The 17,439-nt window shown below is 61.4% G+C and carries 18 protein-coding genes; 12 read left to right on the forward strand and 6 right to left on the reverse strand.

Going from position 1 to position 17,439, the window contains the following annotated elements; genetic code table 11:
- Positions 1–44 precede the first annotated feature (44 nt).
- The 4 genes from P1IM2_RS01305 to P1IM2_RS01320 all read left to right on the forward strand — a co-directional run bounded on the left by P1IM2_RS01305 (position 45) and on the right by P1IM2_RS01320 (position 3,852).
- The gene (locus P1IM2_RS01305) at positions 45–968 is read left to right on the forward strand and encodes a nucleotidyltransferase and HEPN domain-containing protein (protein ID WP_186401638.1); all 924 of its coding nucleotides are present in this window, start codon (positions 45–47) and stop codon (positions 966–968) included.
- A complete protein-coding gene (locus P1IM2_RS01310; RefSeq protein WP_186401189.1) occupies positions 965–1,801 on the forward strand; it encodes an NYN domain-containing protein in 837 nt (278 codons plus the stop codon). Before P1IM2_RS01305 ends, P1IM2_RS01310 begins: the two co-directional genes overlap by 4 nt.
- 312 nt (positions 1,802–2,113) lie before the next feature.
- A complete protein-coding gene (locus P1IM2_RS01315; RefSeq protein WP_186401190.1) occupies positions 2,114–3,601 on the forward strand; it encodes a hypothetical protein in 1,488 nt (495 codons plus the stop codon).
- Positions 3,602–3,654: 53 nt separating this feature from the next.
- Positions 3,655–3,852 carry a hypothetical protein gene (locus P1IM2_RS01320; RefSeq protein WP_186401191.1) on the forward strand — a complete coding sequence of 66 codons (198 nt, stop codon included), beginning with the start codon at positions 3,655–3,657 and terminating at the stop codon, positions 3,850–3,852.
- On the opposite strand, the gene P1IM2_RS01325 is transcribed toward P1IM2_RS01320, so the two are convergent.
- On the reverse strand, positions 3,849–4,220 hold the full coding sequence (locus P1IM2_RS01325; protein WP_186401192.1) for a helix-turn-helix transcriptional regulator: 372 nt from the start codon (positions 4,218–4,220) through the stop codon (positions 3,849–3,851). The genes P1IM2_RS01320 and P1IM2_RS01325 overlap by 4 nt on opposite strands.
- A 96-nt stretch (positions 4,221–4,316) precedes the next feature.
- Between P1IM2_RS01325 and P1IM2_RS01330 the strand changes: the two genes are divergently transcribed.
- The 5 genes from P1IM2_RS01330 to P1IM2_RS01350 all read left to right on the forward strand — a co-directional run bounded on the left by P1IM2_RS01330 (position 4,317) and on the right by P1IM2_RS01350 (position 7,745).
- On the forward strand, positions 4,317–4,604 hold the full coding sequence (locus P1IM2_RS01330; protein ID WP_186401193.1) for a multiubiquitin domain-containing protein: 288 nt from the start codon (positions 4,317–4,319) through the stop codon (positions 4,602–4,604).
- Between the two features lie 11 nt (positions 4,605–4,615).
- A complete protein-coding gene (locus P1IM2_RS01335; RefSeq protein WP_186401194.1) occupies positions 4,616–5,002 on the forward strand; it encodes a hypothetical protein in 387 nt (128 codons plus the stop codon).
- Positions 4,999–6,435 carry a ThiF family adenylyltransferase gene (locus P1IM2_RS01340; protein ID WP_186401195.1) on the forward strand — a complete coding sequence of 479 codons (1,437 nt, stop codon included), beginning with the start codon at positions 4,999–5,001 and terminating at the stop codon, positions 6,433–6,435. The genes P1IM2_RS01335 and P1IM2_RS01340 overlap by 4 nt, the downstream gene beginning before the upstream one ends.
- Before the next feature lie 266 nt (positions 6,436–6,701).
- Positions 6,702–6,893 (forward strand): hypothetical protein, encoded by a 192-nt coding sequence (locus P1IM2_RS01345; RefSeq protein ID WP_186401196.1) that lies wholly within the window; start codon positions 6,702–6,704, stop codon positions 6,891–6,893.
- 15 nt (positions 6,894–6,908) lie between these two features.
- Entirely contained in the window at positions 6,909–7,745 is an 837-nt protein-coding gene (locus tag P1IM2_RS01350; protein WP_186401197.1) for a hypothetical protein, read from the forward strand.
- Positions 7,746–9,007: 1,262 nt separating this feature from the next.
- Here the strand turns inward: P1IM2_RS01350 and P1IM2_RS01355 are convergent.
- A complete protein-coding gene (locus P1IM2_RS01355) occupies positions 9,008–10,183 on the reverse strand; it encodes an MFS transporter (protein WP_260833888.1) in 1,176 nt (391 codons plus the stop codon).
- Between the two features lie 263 nt (positions 10,184–10,446).
- Here P1IM2_RS01355 and P1IM2_RS01360 point away from each other — a divergent pair, with 263 nt between their 5' ends.
- The gene (locus tag P1IM2_RS01360) at positions 10,447–10,974 is read left to right on the forward strand and encodes a Dps family protein (RefSeq protein WP_186401198.1); all 528 of its coding nucleotides are present in this window, start codon (positions 10,447–10,449) and stop codon (positions 10,972–10,974) included.
- Between the two features lie 330 nt (positions 10,975–11,304).
- Here the strand turns inward: P1IM2_RS01360 and P1IM2_RS01365 are convergent, their stop codons facing one another.
- The 4 genes from P1IM2_RS01365 to P1IM2_RS01380 form a co-directional block, all read right to left on the reverse strand.
- Positions 11,305–11,706, reverse strand: a complete 402-nt coding sequence (locus P1IM2_RS01365; protein ID WP_217373083.1) for a response regulator transcription factor — start codon at positions 11,704–11,706, stop codon at positions 11,305–11,307.
- Positions 11,707–11,787: 81 nt separating this feature from the next.
- The gene (locus tag P1IM2_RS01370) at positions 11,788–12,426 is read right to left on the reverse strand and encodes a response regulator transcription factor (protein WP_186401199.1); all 639 of its coding nucleotides are present in this window, start codon (positions 12,424–12,426) and stop codon (positions 11,788–11,790) included.
- On the reverse strand, positions 12,423–14,060 hold the full coding sequence (locus P1IM2_RS01375; RefSeq protein ID WP_186401200.1) for a sensor histidine kinase: 1,638 nt from the start codon (positions 14,058–14,060) through the stop codon (positions 12,423–12,425). Before P1IM2_RS01375 ends, P1IM2_RS01370 begins: the two co-directional genes overlap by 4 nt.
- Positions 14,042–14,710 carry a sensor histidine kinase gene (locus tag P1IM2_RS01380; RefSeq protein ID WP_186401201.1) on the reverse strand — a complete coding sequence of 223 codons (669 nt, stop codon included), beginning with the start codon at positions 14,708–14,710 and terminating at the stop codon, positions 14,042–14,044. The genes P1IM2_RS01375 and P1IM2_RS01380 overlap by 19 nt, the downstream gene beginning before the upstream one ends.
- Before the next feature lie 201 nt (positions 14,711–14,911).
- Here P1IM2_RS01380 and P1IM2_RS01385 point away from each other — a divergent pair, with 201 nt between their 5' ends.
- Complete coding sequence (locus tag P1IM2_RS01385) at positions 14,912–15,748, forward strand: alpha/beta fold hydrolase (RefSeq protein WP_186401202.1); 837 nt, start codon at positions 14,912–14,914, stop codon at positions 15,746–15,748.
- A gap of 56 nt (positions 15,749–15,804) precedes the next feature.
- Positions 15,805–17,430 (forward strand): FAD-dependent oxidoreductase, encoded by a 1,626-nt coding sequence (locus P1IM2_RS01390; protein ID WP_186401203.1) that lies wholly within the window; start codon positions 15,805–15,807, stop codon positions 17,428–17,430.
- Positions 17,431–17,439: the final 9 nt, after the last annotated feature.

The raw sequence follows: 17,439 nt of genomic DNA on the forward strand, positions 1-17,439 counted from the left end.
CGACCTTGCCAAGCAGCCGCCGCACCGACAGGGTGCCGCCAGCGATGAAAACCGACCTCGACCATCTTCCAGCCAACAAGCAGCGCGAGCTGGAGCGCGTGAAGGCGATCATCTTCGAAGAGTTCGAGGATGCATTGGCGCTCGGCACGATGAGCTGGAAGAAGAAGGGGCGGATCGACAAGATCATCCTCTATGGCAGCTATGCGCGCGGCGGCTGGGTCGATGAGCCTCATACGGCCAAGGGCTATCGCTCGGACTTCGACCTTCTCATCATCGTCAACGACAAGCGGCTAACCGAGAAGGTCGATTTCTGGGGCAAGCTCGAAGACCGGCTGATTCGCGAACTCGCGATCGACAAGACGCTCAAGACGCCCGTCAACTTCATCGTTCACACCCTGCAGGAGGTGAACGACGGGCTGGCCCACGGCCGCTATTTTTTCATGGACGTCGCGCGCGACGGCATCGCGCTCTACGAATACGACAACAAACCGCTTCACACTCCCAAACCGAAGACGCCCGAGCAGGCGCTGGCGATGGCGCGGGAGTATTTCGACGAATGGTTTCCTACCGCTTCTGATTTTCACGGCAGCGCGAACGATGCCATCGCCAACGGGAAAACGAAGCTGGCCGCATTTCTGATGCACCAAGCGGCGGAACGCCTTTACCACTGCGTACTCTTGGTTTGCACCTTCTACACGCCGCACGTCCACAATCTTGCCTTCCTGCGCACGCAGGCTGAGCGCATTGATATGCGCCTCGTCGACGCTTGGCCGCGCGAACTAAAATCGGATCGGTCTCGCTTCGAAAAGCTGAAGGAGGCCTATGTGAAGGCCCGCTATTCGAAGCATTACCGCATCACCGAAGAGGAGCTGACATGGCTCGGCGGCTGCGTCGAGGAACTCGGTCGTGCGGTTCACGCGGTTTGCTCGGAGCGGATTGCAGCTTTGGAAGAGGGTGTACCCACATGACGGAGGCGTCCGAAAGCAATGATCGCGCGCGGGCGATTGCGGACCGCAAGATCGCATTGCTGATCGATGCCGACAATGTCTCACACGCCAAGATCGCAGCGATGCTGGCCGAGCTTTCCAAATATGGGACGGCGAACATCCGCCGCGCGTACGGCAACTGGGCAAGCGATAGTCTGAAGGGCTGGAAAGACAAGCTCCACGATTTCGCGATCCGTCCGATCCAGCAGTTCAACTATTCCACGGGGAAAAATGCCACCGACATCGCGCTGGTGATCGATGCGATGGAGCTTCTCTACACCCAAAAGCTCGACGCCTTTTGCCTCGCTTCGAGCGATGCCGACTTCACGCCGCTCGTCATGCAGCTTCGCGCCAATGGTCATGAAGTCTACGGCTTCGGTGAACGGAAAACGCCCAGTCCGTTCGTCAATGCCTGCACGACATTCCTCTATCTCGATAATCTCGATGGCGTCGATACACCTGCGGCACCGTCCGGGCCACCCGAATCGAAGCCGCCAAAGGCCAAGGATTCGGCAAAGGCTGCTACGCCGCCCGCAAAGGCCACCAACAAGAAACTTGCGCAGGACACCAAGCTGGTGACGATCCTGCGCGGTGCCGTTGAGGCATCAGCGCGTGACGACGGATGGGCATCGATGTCGGCGGCAGGGAGCGCGGTCAAACGGCAGGCGCCGATCGATCCAAGAAACTACGGGGCCAAGAATTTTCCGGCGTTGTTTGAGGCCACCGGCCTATTCGAGATCGTCAAGGGCGAAGGCGGCCACAGCTTCGTTGCCGACAAGCGGAACAAGGACCGCGCAGCCAAGCCGGCATCCTGATCGTCTCAATCTGGTTGCTGCTCGGTGACACGTCCGGTTCGCGCCTGATGTCGGCCGTTCCAACCACGAATAGCCTGCATCGAAGAGCGGACATTCGCTTCGTGGCACTGATCCCTCTTCCTTTAAGCATTCACAGCCCATGAGATGGCGATAGCGTTTACAATTCTCGTCGGGCTAGCCGAGGTGCTCGAAAACTCGCCCGATAAATCGATCCGATATGGAACTGAAATGCCGCCAGCTGTGGGAAGCAATACATTGAAGATAACCTCGAGCAGGCTAATGTAACTGCAAAGAGTCGCGGGGGCGGGAACAATGAGCGACTATCTGTGGGTCCATATCGCCCAGCCATCGGACTTCGATGCGCTGACCAAGCTAATCGACAGCGAATACGCCCCTGCCGATGTGGTTGCTGACCTCAAGTCGAGCATCCGACCCGCGGTTCGTGGTATACTTGTAGAAACCGGATATCTCGACAAGGATTATCGTAGCACCTTCTACAAACATTATGCGAAGAAGGGGCGGGTCTATCGTGACGACTGCGTCCGGCTGCATTTCTTTGCCGAAGGGATCAGCTTCGATCCGGCTACGACGGACATCAAGTCGGCACAAGGGAAGGTGAACGAGGGCCAATATTACGGCTTCATCGTCCTGCGCCCGACGCTGGTCGCCACAATCGGGCGGTCGATCCTCTCCCCGGACATTCGCCAAGGCGCGCGCGGCACGGCGATCCAGGCCAAGCATAAGGTGCATCTCCTCGGCCACACGCTGACCGTCTGGGGCTTTCCGTCGATGGCGCAGCATATCGACATCAGCGTCTGCGCGCATGTCTGCTGCTGGTCGATCCTCCGCCACTACAGCGAGCGCTTTCCGCAGCATCGCGAGCTGCTGCTCCACGACATTACGATGATGGCATCGCAGTTCGATCCGGGCGGAGTCACGCCGGGGCTCGGCCTCGATATCGGCGAAGCCGAGCGCGTGTTTCAGGCGGCGGGAACCTTTCCGCTGATCGTTGCGAAAACGAAGAAAACCGACGACCGCTTCTACGCCCAGATGCTCGCCTATCTGGAATCGGGCTTTCCGCTGTTCATCGCGCTCGATATCAAGGGCGAGGGCCATGCCGTCGTCGCCGCGGGCTATTCCTGGACGATGCCGCCGAAGCCGCCGCCTTATCTGATCTCGCATGCCTGGGAACAGATAGAGTCGGTCCTAGCGGTCGACGACAACCTCCTGCCGTACGGCTGCATCCCGGTCGATCCGGTCGCGAGTCCGCTGTCGACCGTGCCGGCGCCTCCCTATGTAGCGATGGATTTTTTCGCGTTCATCGTCGCATTGCCCGAGAAGATCTTTTATCCCGCCGTTGCGGTCGACACCTACACCGAGGACGTCCTGTATCCGCTCCTCGCCGCGGAGCTCAAGGGCATGCCAGCTCCCGACGTGATGCTCCGCCGCTACTTCGTGACGACCGTGTCGCGGCTGCGCGATTTCGCGCGGCGCCAGTCGGAGCTGGGTACCGAGCTGGTCAATATCCTTATGCGGCTCGACACCGCGCAGTTCGTTTGGGTCGTCGAATATGCGTCGGATGAGCAATGGAAAAACGGCCATATCGCCGCCCGGGCAATCCTCGATGCAACAGCGAGCCCGCGCGATCCGGTGCCGATTTGGCTTGCACACGACCACGAAACCGCGTTGATGTTCGATCGCAGTAATCCCGACTTGGATTTCACCGCTCTGAAGCTCGACCGCGCGCCGAATACACCGCTGGGACGGATGGAGCTGAATCTGCGTCAGGTTCGGAAATGACGTTCGATTGCGACTTGTCACAGGCTGAAAATTGAAACAGGGGCAGGCACACCATGGACGATGCACTGAAATCCTATCTCAAGGACAAAGAAACACGCCGGTCCGGCGCCGACGCGGCGCGCTCTTATGGTGACAATCTCCGTAAGGCGATGCCGCGCATCACCAGCGACATTCGCGAGAGCAGCAAGCTCGCCTCGCAACTTCGCGTATCGGGCGCCGCGGCCAACCGGCCGAAACCCGGCAAAGATTAATCGGCGGTACCGTCGGTCGCCGCGTCGCGGCGCAGTCGGCTATAGGCAGTCTCAATGATCGCTTCGAGCGCGTCGGCCGAGACGCTGTCAAGGTTGGGGTCTTCGCGTAGCAGCTTGCCCATCAGCGCCAGCGATTCAGTGCGCTTTTTTTCCCCTGAAACATAGTCGACGGGGTTCAGTCCCGCCCATGCCGAGAGCTTTGCCAAGCTTTCGGCGTCGGGCTGGCGTCCGCGCGCCATGCGCGAAAGCGTGGTCTGCGAGACGCCGGTTGCTTCGCTGACGCTTTTCCAATTGGTGCCGCGCCCGGTGACGGTGGCAGCCAAGGATTTGAAATAAGAAGAGAAATCAAATTCGGCGACGGGGCGCATGCGTTTTTCCTTCCAGATTGCTAAAAAGCAATTGCAATTCGAAGTGGCAATTCCTATAATTGCTCATCAGCAACTGCATGCCAAAGGAGAAAGGTGATGGCAAGTCCCGATAAGCCGGACAAACCGGACAAACCCGATAAGGATCCGAAGCCCAAGAAGATCAAGATCGAGGTTAACGGCAACGAAATCACGGTTCCGGAAAAGGAAATGAACGGCGCCGAGATCAAGGCGGCGGCGATCGAACAGGGTGTCCAGATCCAGCCGAACTTCGTCCTGCAGCTCGAACTGCCGAACGGCACGAGCAAGGTGATCGGCGACACCGAGGAAGTGAAGCTCCACAACCATATGAGCTTCACCGCCATCGCCGCTGACGACAATAGCTGAAGGAGCGGGCCGTGAACCAGGATGTCCTCCAAGCGATCGAAGAATTGAAGCGGGCCTTTCCGTCTTCGGCCGTCACGGTTGCCGAGGATGGCCAGGGTGGAGCGCGGGTCATCATCGAGACGGTCGATCTCGGGGACCGCTATGTTCCGCGCATCACCTGGATGGGCGGTCATATCTCCGCGCTCTATCCCAATGCCGACATCTATCCCGTCTTCGTCGGCGGCGATGTCGCCCGCACCGATGGACGGGCCTTCGAGGTGCCGGTCACGGGCGGCCATAGCTTCGAAGGCCGTCCCGCGCTCCAGGTGTCGCGGATGAATAATCAGATGCATCTCGCGCGGCAGACCGCGCTCTCGAAATTCCTCAAGATCCTGCATTTTATGGAGACGCTGCCATGACCAAGACTTGCGACGTCTGGATCGGCGAGGCGGATCATCGGGCGCTCATGGCGCATCTCTATCCGGGGGACCGGGACGAATATGGCGCAATCCTGCGCGCCGGCATCGTCGACGTCGGCGGACGCCTCCGGCTGCTCGTGCGCGACATCGCTACGGCCAAAGTCGGCGTCGATTATGTCGGCGGTCAATATGGCTATCGCGCCCTCAAACCCTCCTTCATCCATACGCATATCACGCGCTGCCGCGACGAGCGGCTCGCCTATCTCGCGGTCCACAACCATGATTGCGACGAATGGGTGGATTTCAGCCCGATCGATGTCGAATCCCACGAACGCGGATATCCGGCCTTGCGCGATATCGGGAAGGGCGTCCCCGTCGGCGCGCTAGTATATGGTCGGCGCTCTGTCGAGGCCGACATCTGGCTGCCCGACGGCACGCGCGCAAAGCTCGGCGAATATCGTATCATCGGTCAGACAATCAGTCGGCTCACCGCAAGGCCGTGCAGCGCTGCGGCACCCGGCAGCGCCTACGACCGGCAGGTTCGCATGTTCGGCAAGACGGGACAGGACATTTTGGCACGCGCGAAGGTCGCGATCGTCGGGTTGGGCGGGGTCGGTTCGCTCGTTGCCGAATATGCGGCGCGGCTTGGCATAGGCGAGCTGATCCTCATCGATCCGGATGAAATCGAAGACACTAATCTCTCGCGCGTCGTCGGCGCCACGGCAGCGGACGTGGCTGCGCGTCGCCGCAAGACCGCGATCGCTGCGCGCCTCATCCGCGCTGCCAATCCGGGCGTGAAGATCGCCGAATATCCGGTCGATGTCCTCGACGCCGATGCGGCGGCCGCGCTGAAAAGCTGCGACTATATATTCCTTTGCGCGGACTCGATGCGTGCCCGCCTGCTCGTCAACGCCGTCTCGCACCAATATTTCGTACCGGCGGTCCAGCTCGGCGCCAAGATCGCAACCGATGATCGCGGTGCGCTTGTCGATGCCATGAGCGCAGTGCGCGCGGTCCGCCCCGGCGAAGGCTGCCTCTGGTGCAACGGGTTTATCCCGTCTGGGGTGCTTGCGCTCGAGTCGAAGAGTGACGAGGAGCGAAAGGCGCAGGCTTACGGTACGCATGAGCCGAACCCGAGCGTCATCACGATGAATGCAATTGCCGCCGCGCAGGGCATCAACGACTTTTTGTTCGACTATCTCGGCCTCCGCGAGACTGTCGGCGACTGGCGATACGAGCATATGCATTTTCTATCCCGCAAGACGATGAAAGTCGTGCCGCGCCGAGAGGAGGAGTGCTCCGACTGCGTGCAACGCTACGGTCGTGGGGACGCGTTGAGGCTGCCGGGCGTCATGGCGAAAATATCCGAAGTTCAGAAGCCAAGTACGCGGAAACCGTGGTGGACAAACCTTATGGCGCGGTTCGGCCGATGAACGATCTCCCGACGCACGGCGGTACTTATCGTCGCCCAGAAGACCGGGGGGGGGGGGCGCTGCCGCCGATGATCTGAGCAGCGAAGTGTCGCGGTTCGGATCCGGCAGCTGGCGCGACGTAACCAGAGATGTCGAAGACGCGTCGAGCCGGGTCATTGGCGCGGTGTCGGAGCTCGAAACAGCGGGCGACTACTAGGGCGGCGGGATTGCTTTTTTTCAATCTGGCCCTAGATTCGGATCATGATCGACCGCTTGTGGAGATGGTGATGAGTTTTTTCGTGAAGCTCGGTTTCGCTCCCAGTGAGCGCGACAAAAAGCTCAAGACTCTCGTTGATAACAGCTACCCGTCGGTGCGCGTCGTTGGACGCGGCACAGTGAAAATCGATGCGAAGGAAGTCCGCAAGACTGACGAGTTCAAGCAGGCACGCGACAAGGCTAGGATGGTCGTTAAGCCCTGACAGGGATTCGAGGGCATGTTCTTCCTGCTGATCTTTCCGGTGCTCGTCGCCGGCTTTGTTGCGTGCCACATCCATCCCGTCCACTCATACCGCCTTCATCGCTACGAAGGCCAGTATCTCTACCTCAAGAGCGCCGAGCTCGGTCTCAAATGTTTCTTCCTCGCCAGCCTTGCCGCGCTCGCCTTGCATTATTGGCTGCCCGATAACGTGAATATATGTCACCGGCTCTTCTCTTGGGAACTGCTGACCTGGCTCACCGCGCAGATGACGATGGTGGGCGCTGCAGAAGGTAGCGAATCTAGCAAGATGGCCTGGTTCATCGAATTGAGTTTCCTCACTTTCGTCGCGGCCTACGTCCTCAAACTGTGGGCGCATTTTCGACTTTGGCTCCGTTTCCGGAAATGGGACACCAAAGTCTATGTTATCGCCGAAATCCTCGAGGACAGCCCGCTCGACAATCTCCTCTTCAGTCTGTCCCTCGCCAAGGACAAGAATGTGATGCTGATGATGGAAGACCGCAAAGTCTATGTTGGCCGCGTGATCGATCTCGGCGAACCGTCGGCGACCGGCGGCATGGACCAGGACATTCTCCTCATTCCGCTGATGAGCGGTTATCGCCATAAGGACACGCTGAAAGTCACCTTCACGACCATGTACAGTGAAGTAGACGCCGAAATTGTTATCTCGCTCAGGCAGGACAATATCGTTTCGGCAACCGAATTCGATTTCGACGCATACCGAAAGTGGAACCCTGAAACGTCCCCGAGGGCCGTGAAGGACGGCGAGGTGGCCATGTCTGCCCCGAAGGTCCAAAAGCCGACCGCCAAGCCAAAACCGGCGGCCGACGCATAAAATATGACGAATCTTTCGCGGCGCCCGCCACCTTGATTGCGCGCTCATCGGGCGGGTTGCAAACGCGAGAATTGAAGGCGGACGCAGGCCTTGGCGCTGACTGAGCGTCTACATCATCAGCTTTGGCGCTCAACGTGCCGAACCCGGATTGTCTCAAACCAGGCAACACGCGATCTCCGGCTCAACATGTGGCAAATCAGCCACACGGCGTACCAATTTTGTTCTCCGGCACCCAATCACCTTGCGCCGCGTAAGAAATCGCGCATGTTGCGATCTGTGGATGCGAAAGACCCAATATCTTGCGCTGCACGCGGAAAGGAGGTGATGTGATGAGCAAGACTTTCAAACCTGGCCAGACCGCTCCGCGGTCCGGACAATATGGCATCCTTGGTCCTCGGGGCGGTGCTACCGGCGCGGAGCGAACTGTCGTTCGCGGCGAGCCGCTTCCGCCGACGCCCAAGCCTGGGATGGGTTATCGTTTGGTCGATCCGACCAAGCACAAGTAAAAAAATGCGATAGCTGCGGCAAACGGGGAACCGGCAAGATCCTAACGCGGAACGGTTTGGCGGACACGTGAGATACTGCCTGCTGGGAAGGTTCATATCTACTGGGACCAGGAAACTGACTTCAGCTCGCTAATCCAAACTTGGGCGGCTCAACAAGTCGCCCATTTTTATGACCGCTTTTTCATGCTGCGTTCCGGGTAGCTGTCAGTCCGGAACGGCCATCCGCGGTCATCGTCGACCCCGTATTCGCTGACCAAGAATCACCAGTTTCAGCGAAACCGGTCATTCCCATGCACGGCGATCGGCGGCTCTTTCATTTCTTTTTGGGGGGCTTGCTAGATTTGCTGGGTTTGAGGGACGGTGTGTTACCTGGTGTGGATTTGTTGTCACGGCGACGCTGATCGGGTTTCCCTGTTGATTTTGCTATCGGCTTGGGTCCTGGCTTAAGTGCCATGGGCGCTCTCCCTTTCTTGTTTAAAACCAATCCTGCACGTAACTTTTGCCTATGCTTTAGCGCGGGGAAGTATTACGCAACAATCCGCACGATTTAATAATGAAGTCAAGGCTGAATGCCTTTCCCAGCCTGCCAGCAATCATAGCAGCCGGTGAGAAAGGATTACAGGGGGACATCGGACGATCGTCCCATGCGCTTCAATTAGCGCGCGCAAATCTCGTTAGAGGAAGCCAGAGCATAATTGCATAAGTCCGCTTTTGCAGACTTCTGAGTGAAACCGGTCAGTCCGAAATCGGCCACCATCAGCACGACCGCGTAAGCCTCCAAGACAGCGACTGCAGAAATGTTGCAGCGCCGGCGAGCGCCAGCCCGATTGCCACGGTCCCTGGCCATCCGAAGGCGAGCCAGGCGGGGGCAGCAGCAGCTGAACCGGCCGCGCCGCCAAGAAACATGGTGCCCATGAAGATGGTGTTGAGACGTGCCCGGGCATCGGGGCGGAGCGCGTAAACGAGGTGCTGGTTGGAAACGAGCGAAACTTGCACCGCGAAATCGAGAAGGATCACCCCGACGATCAGCCCTGCCAGCGAGGTCCAGAGACCGAAGATCGCCCAGGAAGCGAATGTCAGCGCTGTGCCTGTCAAAATCATCCGGTGCGGTCCCTGCCGGTCGGCGATGCGCCCGGCGAGCGGCGCTGCCAGTATACCGACGGCGCCGACAATACCGAATAGGCCAGCGACATCGGCACCAAGCCCGAAGCGCGGCTCTTCAAGACGAAAGGCCAGGATCGTCCAGAAAACAGTGAACGATCCGAATACGAGCGCCTGCGTCACGGCGGCGAGTCGCAAGGCCGGAAATTCGTTCCACAGATGGATCAGCGAGCGCATCAGCGAACCATAGGTCAGGCTGGTCTCGGGCCTGCTTATGGGCAGTTTGCGGGCCATCCAGGCGCCGCTCAGCAAGGCGACGGGCGCAGCAATCCAGAACATGGCTCGCCAGCCCGCAGTCGAGACGATGAAGCCGGCAATGGTCCGGCTGAGCAGGATGCCGCAAAGAAGGCCCGCCATGACCCGGCCGATGATCGCTCCGCGCCGCTCTGGCGGAGCGAGATGTGCAGCAAAGGGTACGATTTGCTGGGCGACCGTCGCCGCCGCGCCGAGAAGCAGCGATGCGAGGACGAGCATGGCTGCTCCCGGTGCGATTGCGGCGGCGGCGAGCGCGAGAGCCAGGGCTCCAAACTGCGTGGCGATAAGCCGCCTGCGCTCGACAAGGTCGCCGAGCGGTACGAGCAGGAAGAGGCCGGCGGCATAACCAAGCTGGGTCGCGGTCGGGACGAGTGCCGTAACCGGTCCGGGCAGATCGCGCTCCATTATCGCAAGCATCGGCTGGTTGTAATAGATGTTGGCAACCGCGATTCCGGCGGCAGCGGCCATCGAAAAGGTCAGCGCATTATCCATCGATGGGCGAAGATCGTTGGTCATGGGGATCTCCTGATCAGCAGGTTTGGTCATCTTCGCGGAACATGATCGGCCGGACATGGTTGGGTGCGGTCATGGTAGAATGCTTTCGCGATGAGGGAGAGGCGAGGGTCGCTCTCCGGATTGCTGCGGAGGCTAGGCAGGGGCGGACGAACCGCCAATCATACGAAGATATGCAAACCTTTGTTTGGATTGGATGAGGCCTTTTCGCCTGTATCTAAACCTCCGCCGGACGGCATAGGGCCGCCCCGACCAGGAGAATCAAGATGGCGGATCAACACCAGCGCGTCTCGCTAGCCGAGCGCTTTCTCGGCACACCCACAGATCTCGGCACCGATGCTACCCGCGATATTTCGGCGGGTCTTGCGGGTCTGCTTGCCGACGTCTTCGCGCTCTATCTTAAGACCAAGAATTTTCACTGGCATATGAGCGGGCCGAATTTCCGCGACTATCATCTCCTGCTCGATGAGCAGGGCGATCAGATTTTCGCGATGACCGACATGATCGCCGAACGCGCGCGCAAGATCGGCGGCACGACGATCCGCTCGATCTCCGACATCGCTGGCCGCCAGCGGATCCTCGACAATAACGCCGCCTACGTCGATCCCAAGGACATGCTCGCCGAACTGCACGGCGACAACAAGCAGCTCGTGGCGGAGATGCGCCGCGTTCATGAGCTATGCGACGAATATGCCGACGTCGCCACCGCGAGCCTGCTCGAAGTGTGGATCGACGAGACCGAACGGCGAAGCTGGTTCCTTTACGAGAGCTGCCGATCGCCGAAGATCCTCTGAGGACTTCGGCCGCGGCGACCCGCCTGCCTCCCGCTCTCCCCCGGCGGGTCGCCGCATCCTCCAATCGAGAAACCTGACAGACACATGCTCCCGGTTGCTGTCGGTCTCATCTTGTTGATCACCGGCTGCCGGAATTACCAACGGCGCGGCGATCAGCGGCTTGCGCGCTTGCGATGCGGCGGCGGGTGCGAGCGATATCGCATATTTCCTGTTGCGGACGATCCTGCCGATGTGGCGAGGAAGCGCGCGATCACGGGGTTCCGCAAGGCCCCCAGTGCCGCCTTCCGCGTCCGGATTGACGCGCCGCTCGGCGACAAAAAATCTCCCTTGTTAAAGCTTCGGCGTCGTCGCGGCTTCGGCGCCCCTCCATCTGATCGCGTCTTCGATCGCGTCGAGCAGGCGATCGGGGTCGACCGGCTTGGTCAGGAATCCGCAAGCGCCTGCCCTCGTCGCCTGGTCGCGGGCGGCGTCGGTTGGATAGGCGGTCACGAGAATGAAGGGCGTCCGCCAGCCGCGCGCGCCCATTTGGGCCTGCAACTCCAATCCTGTCATCCCGGGCATGTGCAGATCGGTCACGATGCAGGCGAGCTCCTCATGCCCGCCGCTCGCCAGCATCTCTTCGCCACCCGCATAGCAGCGCGGCGTCATGCCGGCCGAGCGGAGCAGACTGTCGAGGCTGCCACGGACATCGGGATCGTCGTCGACAATGGCTATGATGGGGGAAGAAGACACGAAAGCAATTCCAGTGAAATAGCGGCACGGGGCACGGGGGACTTTCTGAATGCGCCCGCCCACGCCGTTTTTCCATCATACTCAGATGTTAAACCGGTGGATGCTGTCGTCGCGCACGCCGAGCTGTTCGGCCATGCGGACGAGGTCGGCGAGCGACTGCGCCGCCATCTTGCGCATCACATTGCCGCGGTGGATCTTGACCGTGATCTCGGACAGATTCAATCGCGCTGCGACCTGCTTGTTCATCAGGCCCGTAACGACCAGCGCCATGACCTCGCGCTCGCGCGGGGTGAGCCTGTCATGGGCCTCTTTCACGGCAATAGCTTTGGCGGCTTCGGCGCGCTGCGTCCGGCTGGCTTCGATCGCCGCCGCGACCGCCGTCAGCATCTGATCATCGCTGAACGGTTTGGGGAGGAAATCGACCGCGCCTGCCTTCATTCCCCGCACCGTCATCGGAATATCGCCATGTCCCGTCATCAGGATGACGGGTATCTGGATTCCCTGCTTGGCCAATCGCTCCTGGAAATCGAGACCGCTTTCGCCGCGGAGCCGGATGTCGAGGACCAGGCAGCAGGCCGTGTCGGGTTGCCCGGACGCGAGGAAATCCTCCGTTTCCTCATGAAGCGCAACGTCATGGCCGGCAGAGCGCAAAAGGCTCCCCAAGGCGCCGCGCACCTCGGCATCGTCGTCGATAACATGAACGCGTGCCGCATTGCTCATATCGCTTCGGCTCCCTCGGGCGCGATCGGCAGACGAAACCAGAATGTCGCGCCGCGATCGCCATTGTTCGCGGCACCGATCGTGCCGCCATGCTGCTCGATAATCGAGCGACAGATCGAAAGGCCCATGCCGAGGCCAGTCGTCTTGGTGGTAAAGAAAGGCGCAAAAAGGCTTTCCGGATCGGCCGCGATACCCGTGCCCGCATCGCAGACGTCGATCCTCACCGCGTCGCCATCGCGGCGCGCTTTGAGGTCCAGTGTTCGACGCTCGACCGGAACCTCGCTCATGGCCTGCTCCGCATTCAGCATCAGGTTCATCAGCACCTGCTGGATCTGGACCCGGTCGCCCGCCACGCGAGGAAGATCGGCGGCAACAGTCAGCTTGATGGCGACCCCATGCGTTTGCAGGTCGCGCTGCAACAGGGCGACCGTTTCCTCGATCAGCGGCGCAAGCGCTATGGCCTCCCGGCGCGGGTCGGCCTTGCGCGCGACATCGCGGATTCGCGCGATCACATCGGCGGCGCGTGTGCCGTTGGCGGCAATATGATCGAGACAGTCGGACACCTCGGCGGCATCCGGCGCCTCGCGCGCGAGCCATCTCTTGCCCGACTTGGCATAGGTCACGACCGCCGACAGCGGCTGGTTGACCTCGTGCGCGATGGAGGCGGCAAGCTGGCCGAGCGTGGTGAGACGCGAGACATGGGTCAACTCGGCTTGTGACTGCGCAAGCCGCGCCTGCGCGCGTTTGCGTTCGGTAATATCGAGCGCCATCACAAGAACCCGTTCCCAGCCATCGCTGCCAGGCGGGATGGTAACACGCAGCAAGACGTCAACGGGCTCACCGGATGCGTCTCGGAACTGGGTTTCCTGCTCGATCGTCTGATCACCCGAGGTCAGCGCCCGCGCGATATCGCCAAAGGTCGCCTCGGCCGCGGGGGTGTGGTGCGGCGTGAGCGTCTGACCAACCAGCGCGTCGCGGCCCTGCAAACCGAATAGGCGCGCCGCCGCTTCATTTGCGTCGCGTATGACCGCCGCTCGGGCCGCGCGCTGGATCATGGGGAGTTCCGGCTCATCAACGTCGGCCAGAAGGCTGTGGGCCGCCGACCAGTCACTTTCCCAGATCGACAGACCGGCAGCGTTGAAGATGGTGCGATACCGTGTTTCCGAGCGCCGGCGCGCTTCGGCCAATAGCTGATGTCGTACGCACAGCAAGGTCGTGATGCCGATCGCGACGAGGCTGACGGCGAGGCGCATCGCCGCCGAATCGAGCGGTTCGCCCCAATGGCTGATGTAATAGCCCGTTACCGCGAGCAGGATCGTCAGGCTCCCGGCCGCCCATATCAGCGCGCGCATCTGACTGCGCGATGCGACAAGCACAACGGTCGTATAGAGCACCGCTACTGCACCCTGCAGCGGGCTCAGAATATCGAGGGCAAAAATAACGAGCGCGAGGGTCGCCGCCATCGCGCCGTGCAACTGCGCGCCCAGCCTTCTGGCGTCCGCATCCCCGCGCATCAAAGCCTCCCGCAGCTGGCCCGGCGAGGAGAGCCGGCCCCAGGGGAAGCTGGACGAGCCAGGGCGCAATCGCAACAGCGAAGGCGGCTCGAGACCGAAATTCAACGTGGTTCGACGCATAGTGTGAACCGCGTTCCTGGCGCGTTATCGTGCCACCCATGCGCCGCTCGCAGACGCTGCGCCATTATCGCTACGAGCTGCGAGCCGATGCCGGTGCCTCCAGACGGCTGGCCGCGCACCATGCCGCAGCCGCGGTCCGAAACCTCGAGCCAGTAGCCGCCGTGCGGCAGAGCGCGCAGAGCGATACTGACGTGACCCGGCGCGCCCGGGGCATAGGCATATTTGAAGGCGTTGCCGACCAGTTCCGAGACGATGATCCCGACCGCGGTCGCATCTTCGGCGGGGACATCGACCGCAGCCGGCTCGACCCGGATCCGGCTTTCGCCTTCGATAGCGGCTGCCGCCGCATCAAGCTCTTCGGCTAGCTCGCAAAGATAGGCGCCGAGGTCCACGAAGGCCTTGTCAGGTGCAATATAGAGCTGGCGGTGGACATTGGCGATCGCGCCGATGCGCCGCTGCACTGTGGCGAACCAATCGCGCATCTCGGGGTCGGCTACCCGACGGGCGTCCAGGGAAATGAGCGCGCTCAGCAACTGGAGATTGTTGGCGATGCGGTGATTGGCCTCGTCGGCACGGCTCGGTTCCCGCAGGGGCGGCAGGACCGCGACAGGGGACGGCGCAAAGATCGGGACTTGATGTTGCTGGGTCATCGGGCATCCTTTCGGTCCGCCGCCAAGCGGCATGTCCCCCTTGTTTCCCGATCGCGCGGGCAGGCGCCATCATACCTAGGTTTGCCGGCTTCAACGGGCGACCCGAAACCTGCGTATAATATCGCCGCGGAGCCGCAGCGCCGATGGTTCGATCACCGGACGGACACGTCTTGCCGTCCGCTGCATTCACAGGAGACGATCATGGCTTTTGTTACCACGCCCGACGGCACCGAAATCTTCTACAAGGACTGGGGTCCGAAAGACGCTCAGCCGATCATGTTCCATCACGGCTGGCCGCTGTCCGCCGATGATTGGGACGCGCAGATGCTCTTTTTCCTTGCCCATGGCTATCGCGTGATCGCCCATGATCGCCGCGGACATGGCCGGTCATCGCAAACCGACATCGGCCATGATATCGATCATTATGCGGCGGACGCCTCGGCTGTCGTCGAGCATCTCGATCTTCGGGGCACGGTGCACATCGGGCACTCGACCGGCGGCGGCGAGGTCGCGCGCTATGTGGCGCGGTTCGGTCAGCCGCAGGGGCGCGTCGCCAAGGCCATTCTGGTGGCTGCGATTCCGCCGCTGATGCTGCGAAACGACGCGAACCCGGGGGGAACTCCGATCGAGGTTTTCGATGGTTTTCGCGAGGCGCTTGCAGCCAATCGTGCCGCCTTCTTCGTCGATGTCGCCGCCGGGCCCTTTTACGGCTTCAACCGTCCCGATGCCGCCGTATCGGATGCGGTGATCCGCAACTGGTGGCGGCAGGGCATGATGGGCAGCGCGCTGGCGCATTATGAAGGCATCAAGGCATTCTCCGAAACCGACCAGACCGAGGATCTCAAGGCGATCACTGTGCCGACGCTGGCGGTGCAGGGCGATGACGACCAGGTGGTGCCCTACACCGACGCCGCACTGCTTCAGGTCAAGTTGTTGCAGAACGGAACGCTGAAGATATACCCGGGCTTCCCGCACGGCATGCTCACCACCCACGCCGATGTCATCAACCCCGACCTGCTCGCCTTCATCACGCAATGAGCTTTGCATGAAGGGGCGGCGCGCGGCGCCGCCCCTACCCATCCAGGGAGATGATCATGACCGACCCCGATACTCGCGCACCCCAGATGTTTCCCGTTCTGAGCCATGCGCAGATCGAGCTTGCGCGGCGTTTCGCCAGCGGTCCGGAGCATCGCTTTGCGCCCGGTGAGACCGTATATGCGATCGGCGAGCGCGGCGCGCCAGCCTGGCTCATTCTCGATGGCGAGATCAAGGTGACGCGCGGTGACGGGCTCGATCGCACGGCGCCGATCACCGTCCATGGCGCGGGGCAGTTCACCGGAGAGGTCAATCAGCTTGCCGGCCGTCCTTCGATTGCCGGGGGACACGCAGGCGACCTAGGATGTACAGCGCTCCCTTTCGATCCCGCGCATCTCCGGGCCTTGATGATAGGGTCTGCCGAGATCGGCGAAATCATCATGCGGGCGCTGATCCTTCGGCGCGTCCGGCTTATCGAACAAGGAGGCGCCGGCACGATCCTGATCGGTATTCCCGGGAGCGCCGAGATTATCGCGCTACAGGAGTTTCTGACCCGCAGTGGATTGCCCAATCTTGTTCTCGATGTTCGCGTCTATGGCGAGGGACGCGCGCTGGTCGAACAGGCTGGGGTTTCGTCTGACGAGCTTCCCCTCGTCGTCTGCCCCGGCGGGGCGCTTCTTCGCCGGCCGACGAGCGTAGAGATTGCCGCCTGCCTGGGGATCATCCCGGACCTCGATCCCGATCACCTCTACGACGTCGCGGTCGTCGGTGCGGGCCCCGCAGGTCTCGCAACCGCGGTCTACGCCGCGTCGGAGGGGTTATCGGTTATCGTTCTCGATGCGCGCAGCATGGGCGGACAGGCGGGGGCCTCGGCCAGAATTGAAAATTATCTCGGCTTTCCCACCGGCATCTCGGGACAGGCGCTTGCCGGACGCGCCTTCAATCAGGCGCTCAAGTTCGGAGCCGAAATCGCGATCCCGGTCGCCGTCGAGCGGCTGGTCTGTGACGCAGGTCCGCTGACCCTGGTCTGCGCGGAGGAACGCCGTGTCAGCGCGCGGTCGGTAGTAATTGCCTCTGGCGCGCAATATCGCCGGCCCGACGTCCCCAATCTGGCGGCCTTCGAAGGAAAGGGTGTCGCCTATTGGGCGTCGGCGATCGAGGCACGGCTGTGCGCAGGCGAAGACATCGCCCTTGTCGGCGGCGGCAATTCGGCGGGACAGGCAATCGTATTTCTCGCACCCTTTGTGCGTACGCTTCGCCTGTTTGTTCGGCGCGATCTTTCGGAGACCATGTCGCGCTATCTGATCGACCGCATCGCTGCGCTCCCGAATGTGGAAATCCATTCCGGCGAAGAATTGTCTGCACTTGAAGGAGATGAGGCCGGAAATCTTGCTGCGGCGACGTTTCGCAGAGCGGCCGACGGCGAGGCCCGCCGTTACGCGCTGCGACACCTTTTCCTGTTCATCGGGGCCGACCCCAATGCCGGCTGGGCACGCGATTGCGTGGCCACCGATGAGGACGGCTTTATCGTCAGCGGTGCCGGCAGCCGATCGCTCGAAACGAGCCGCGCCGGCGTCTTTGCAATTGGCGATGTTCGTGCCGGATCGACGAAGCGCGTGGCCGCCGCGGTCGGCGAGGGCGCGGCGGTCGTTTCGCAGATTCATTCGTTGCTCGCACAATCCTGAAGGAATTCG

The organism is Sphingopyxis sp. P1IMeth2 (genome assembly GCF_900185685.1).
GTDB classification, from domain to species: Bacteria; Pseudomonadota; Alphaproteobacteria; order Sphingomonadales; family Sphingomonadaceae; genus Sphingopyxis; species Sphingopyxis terrae_A.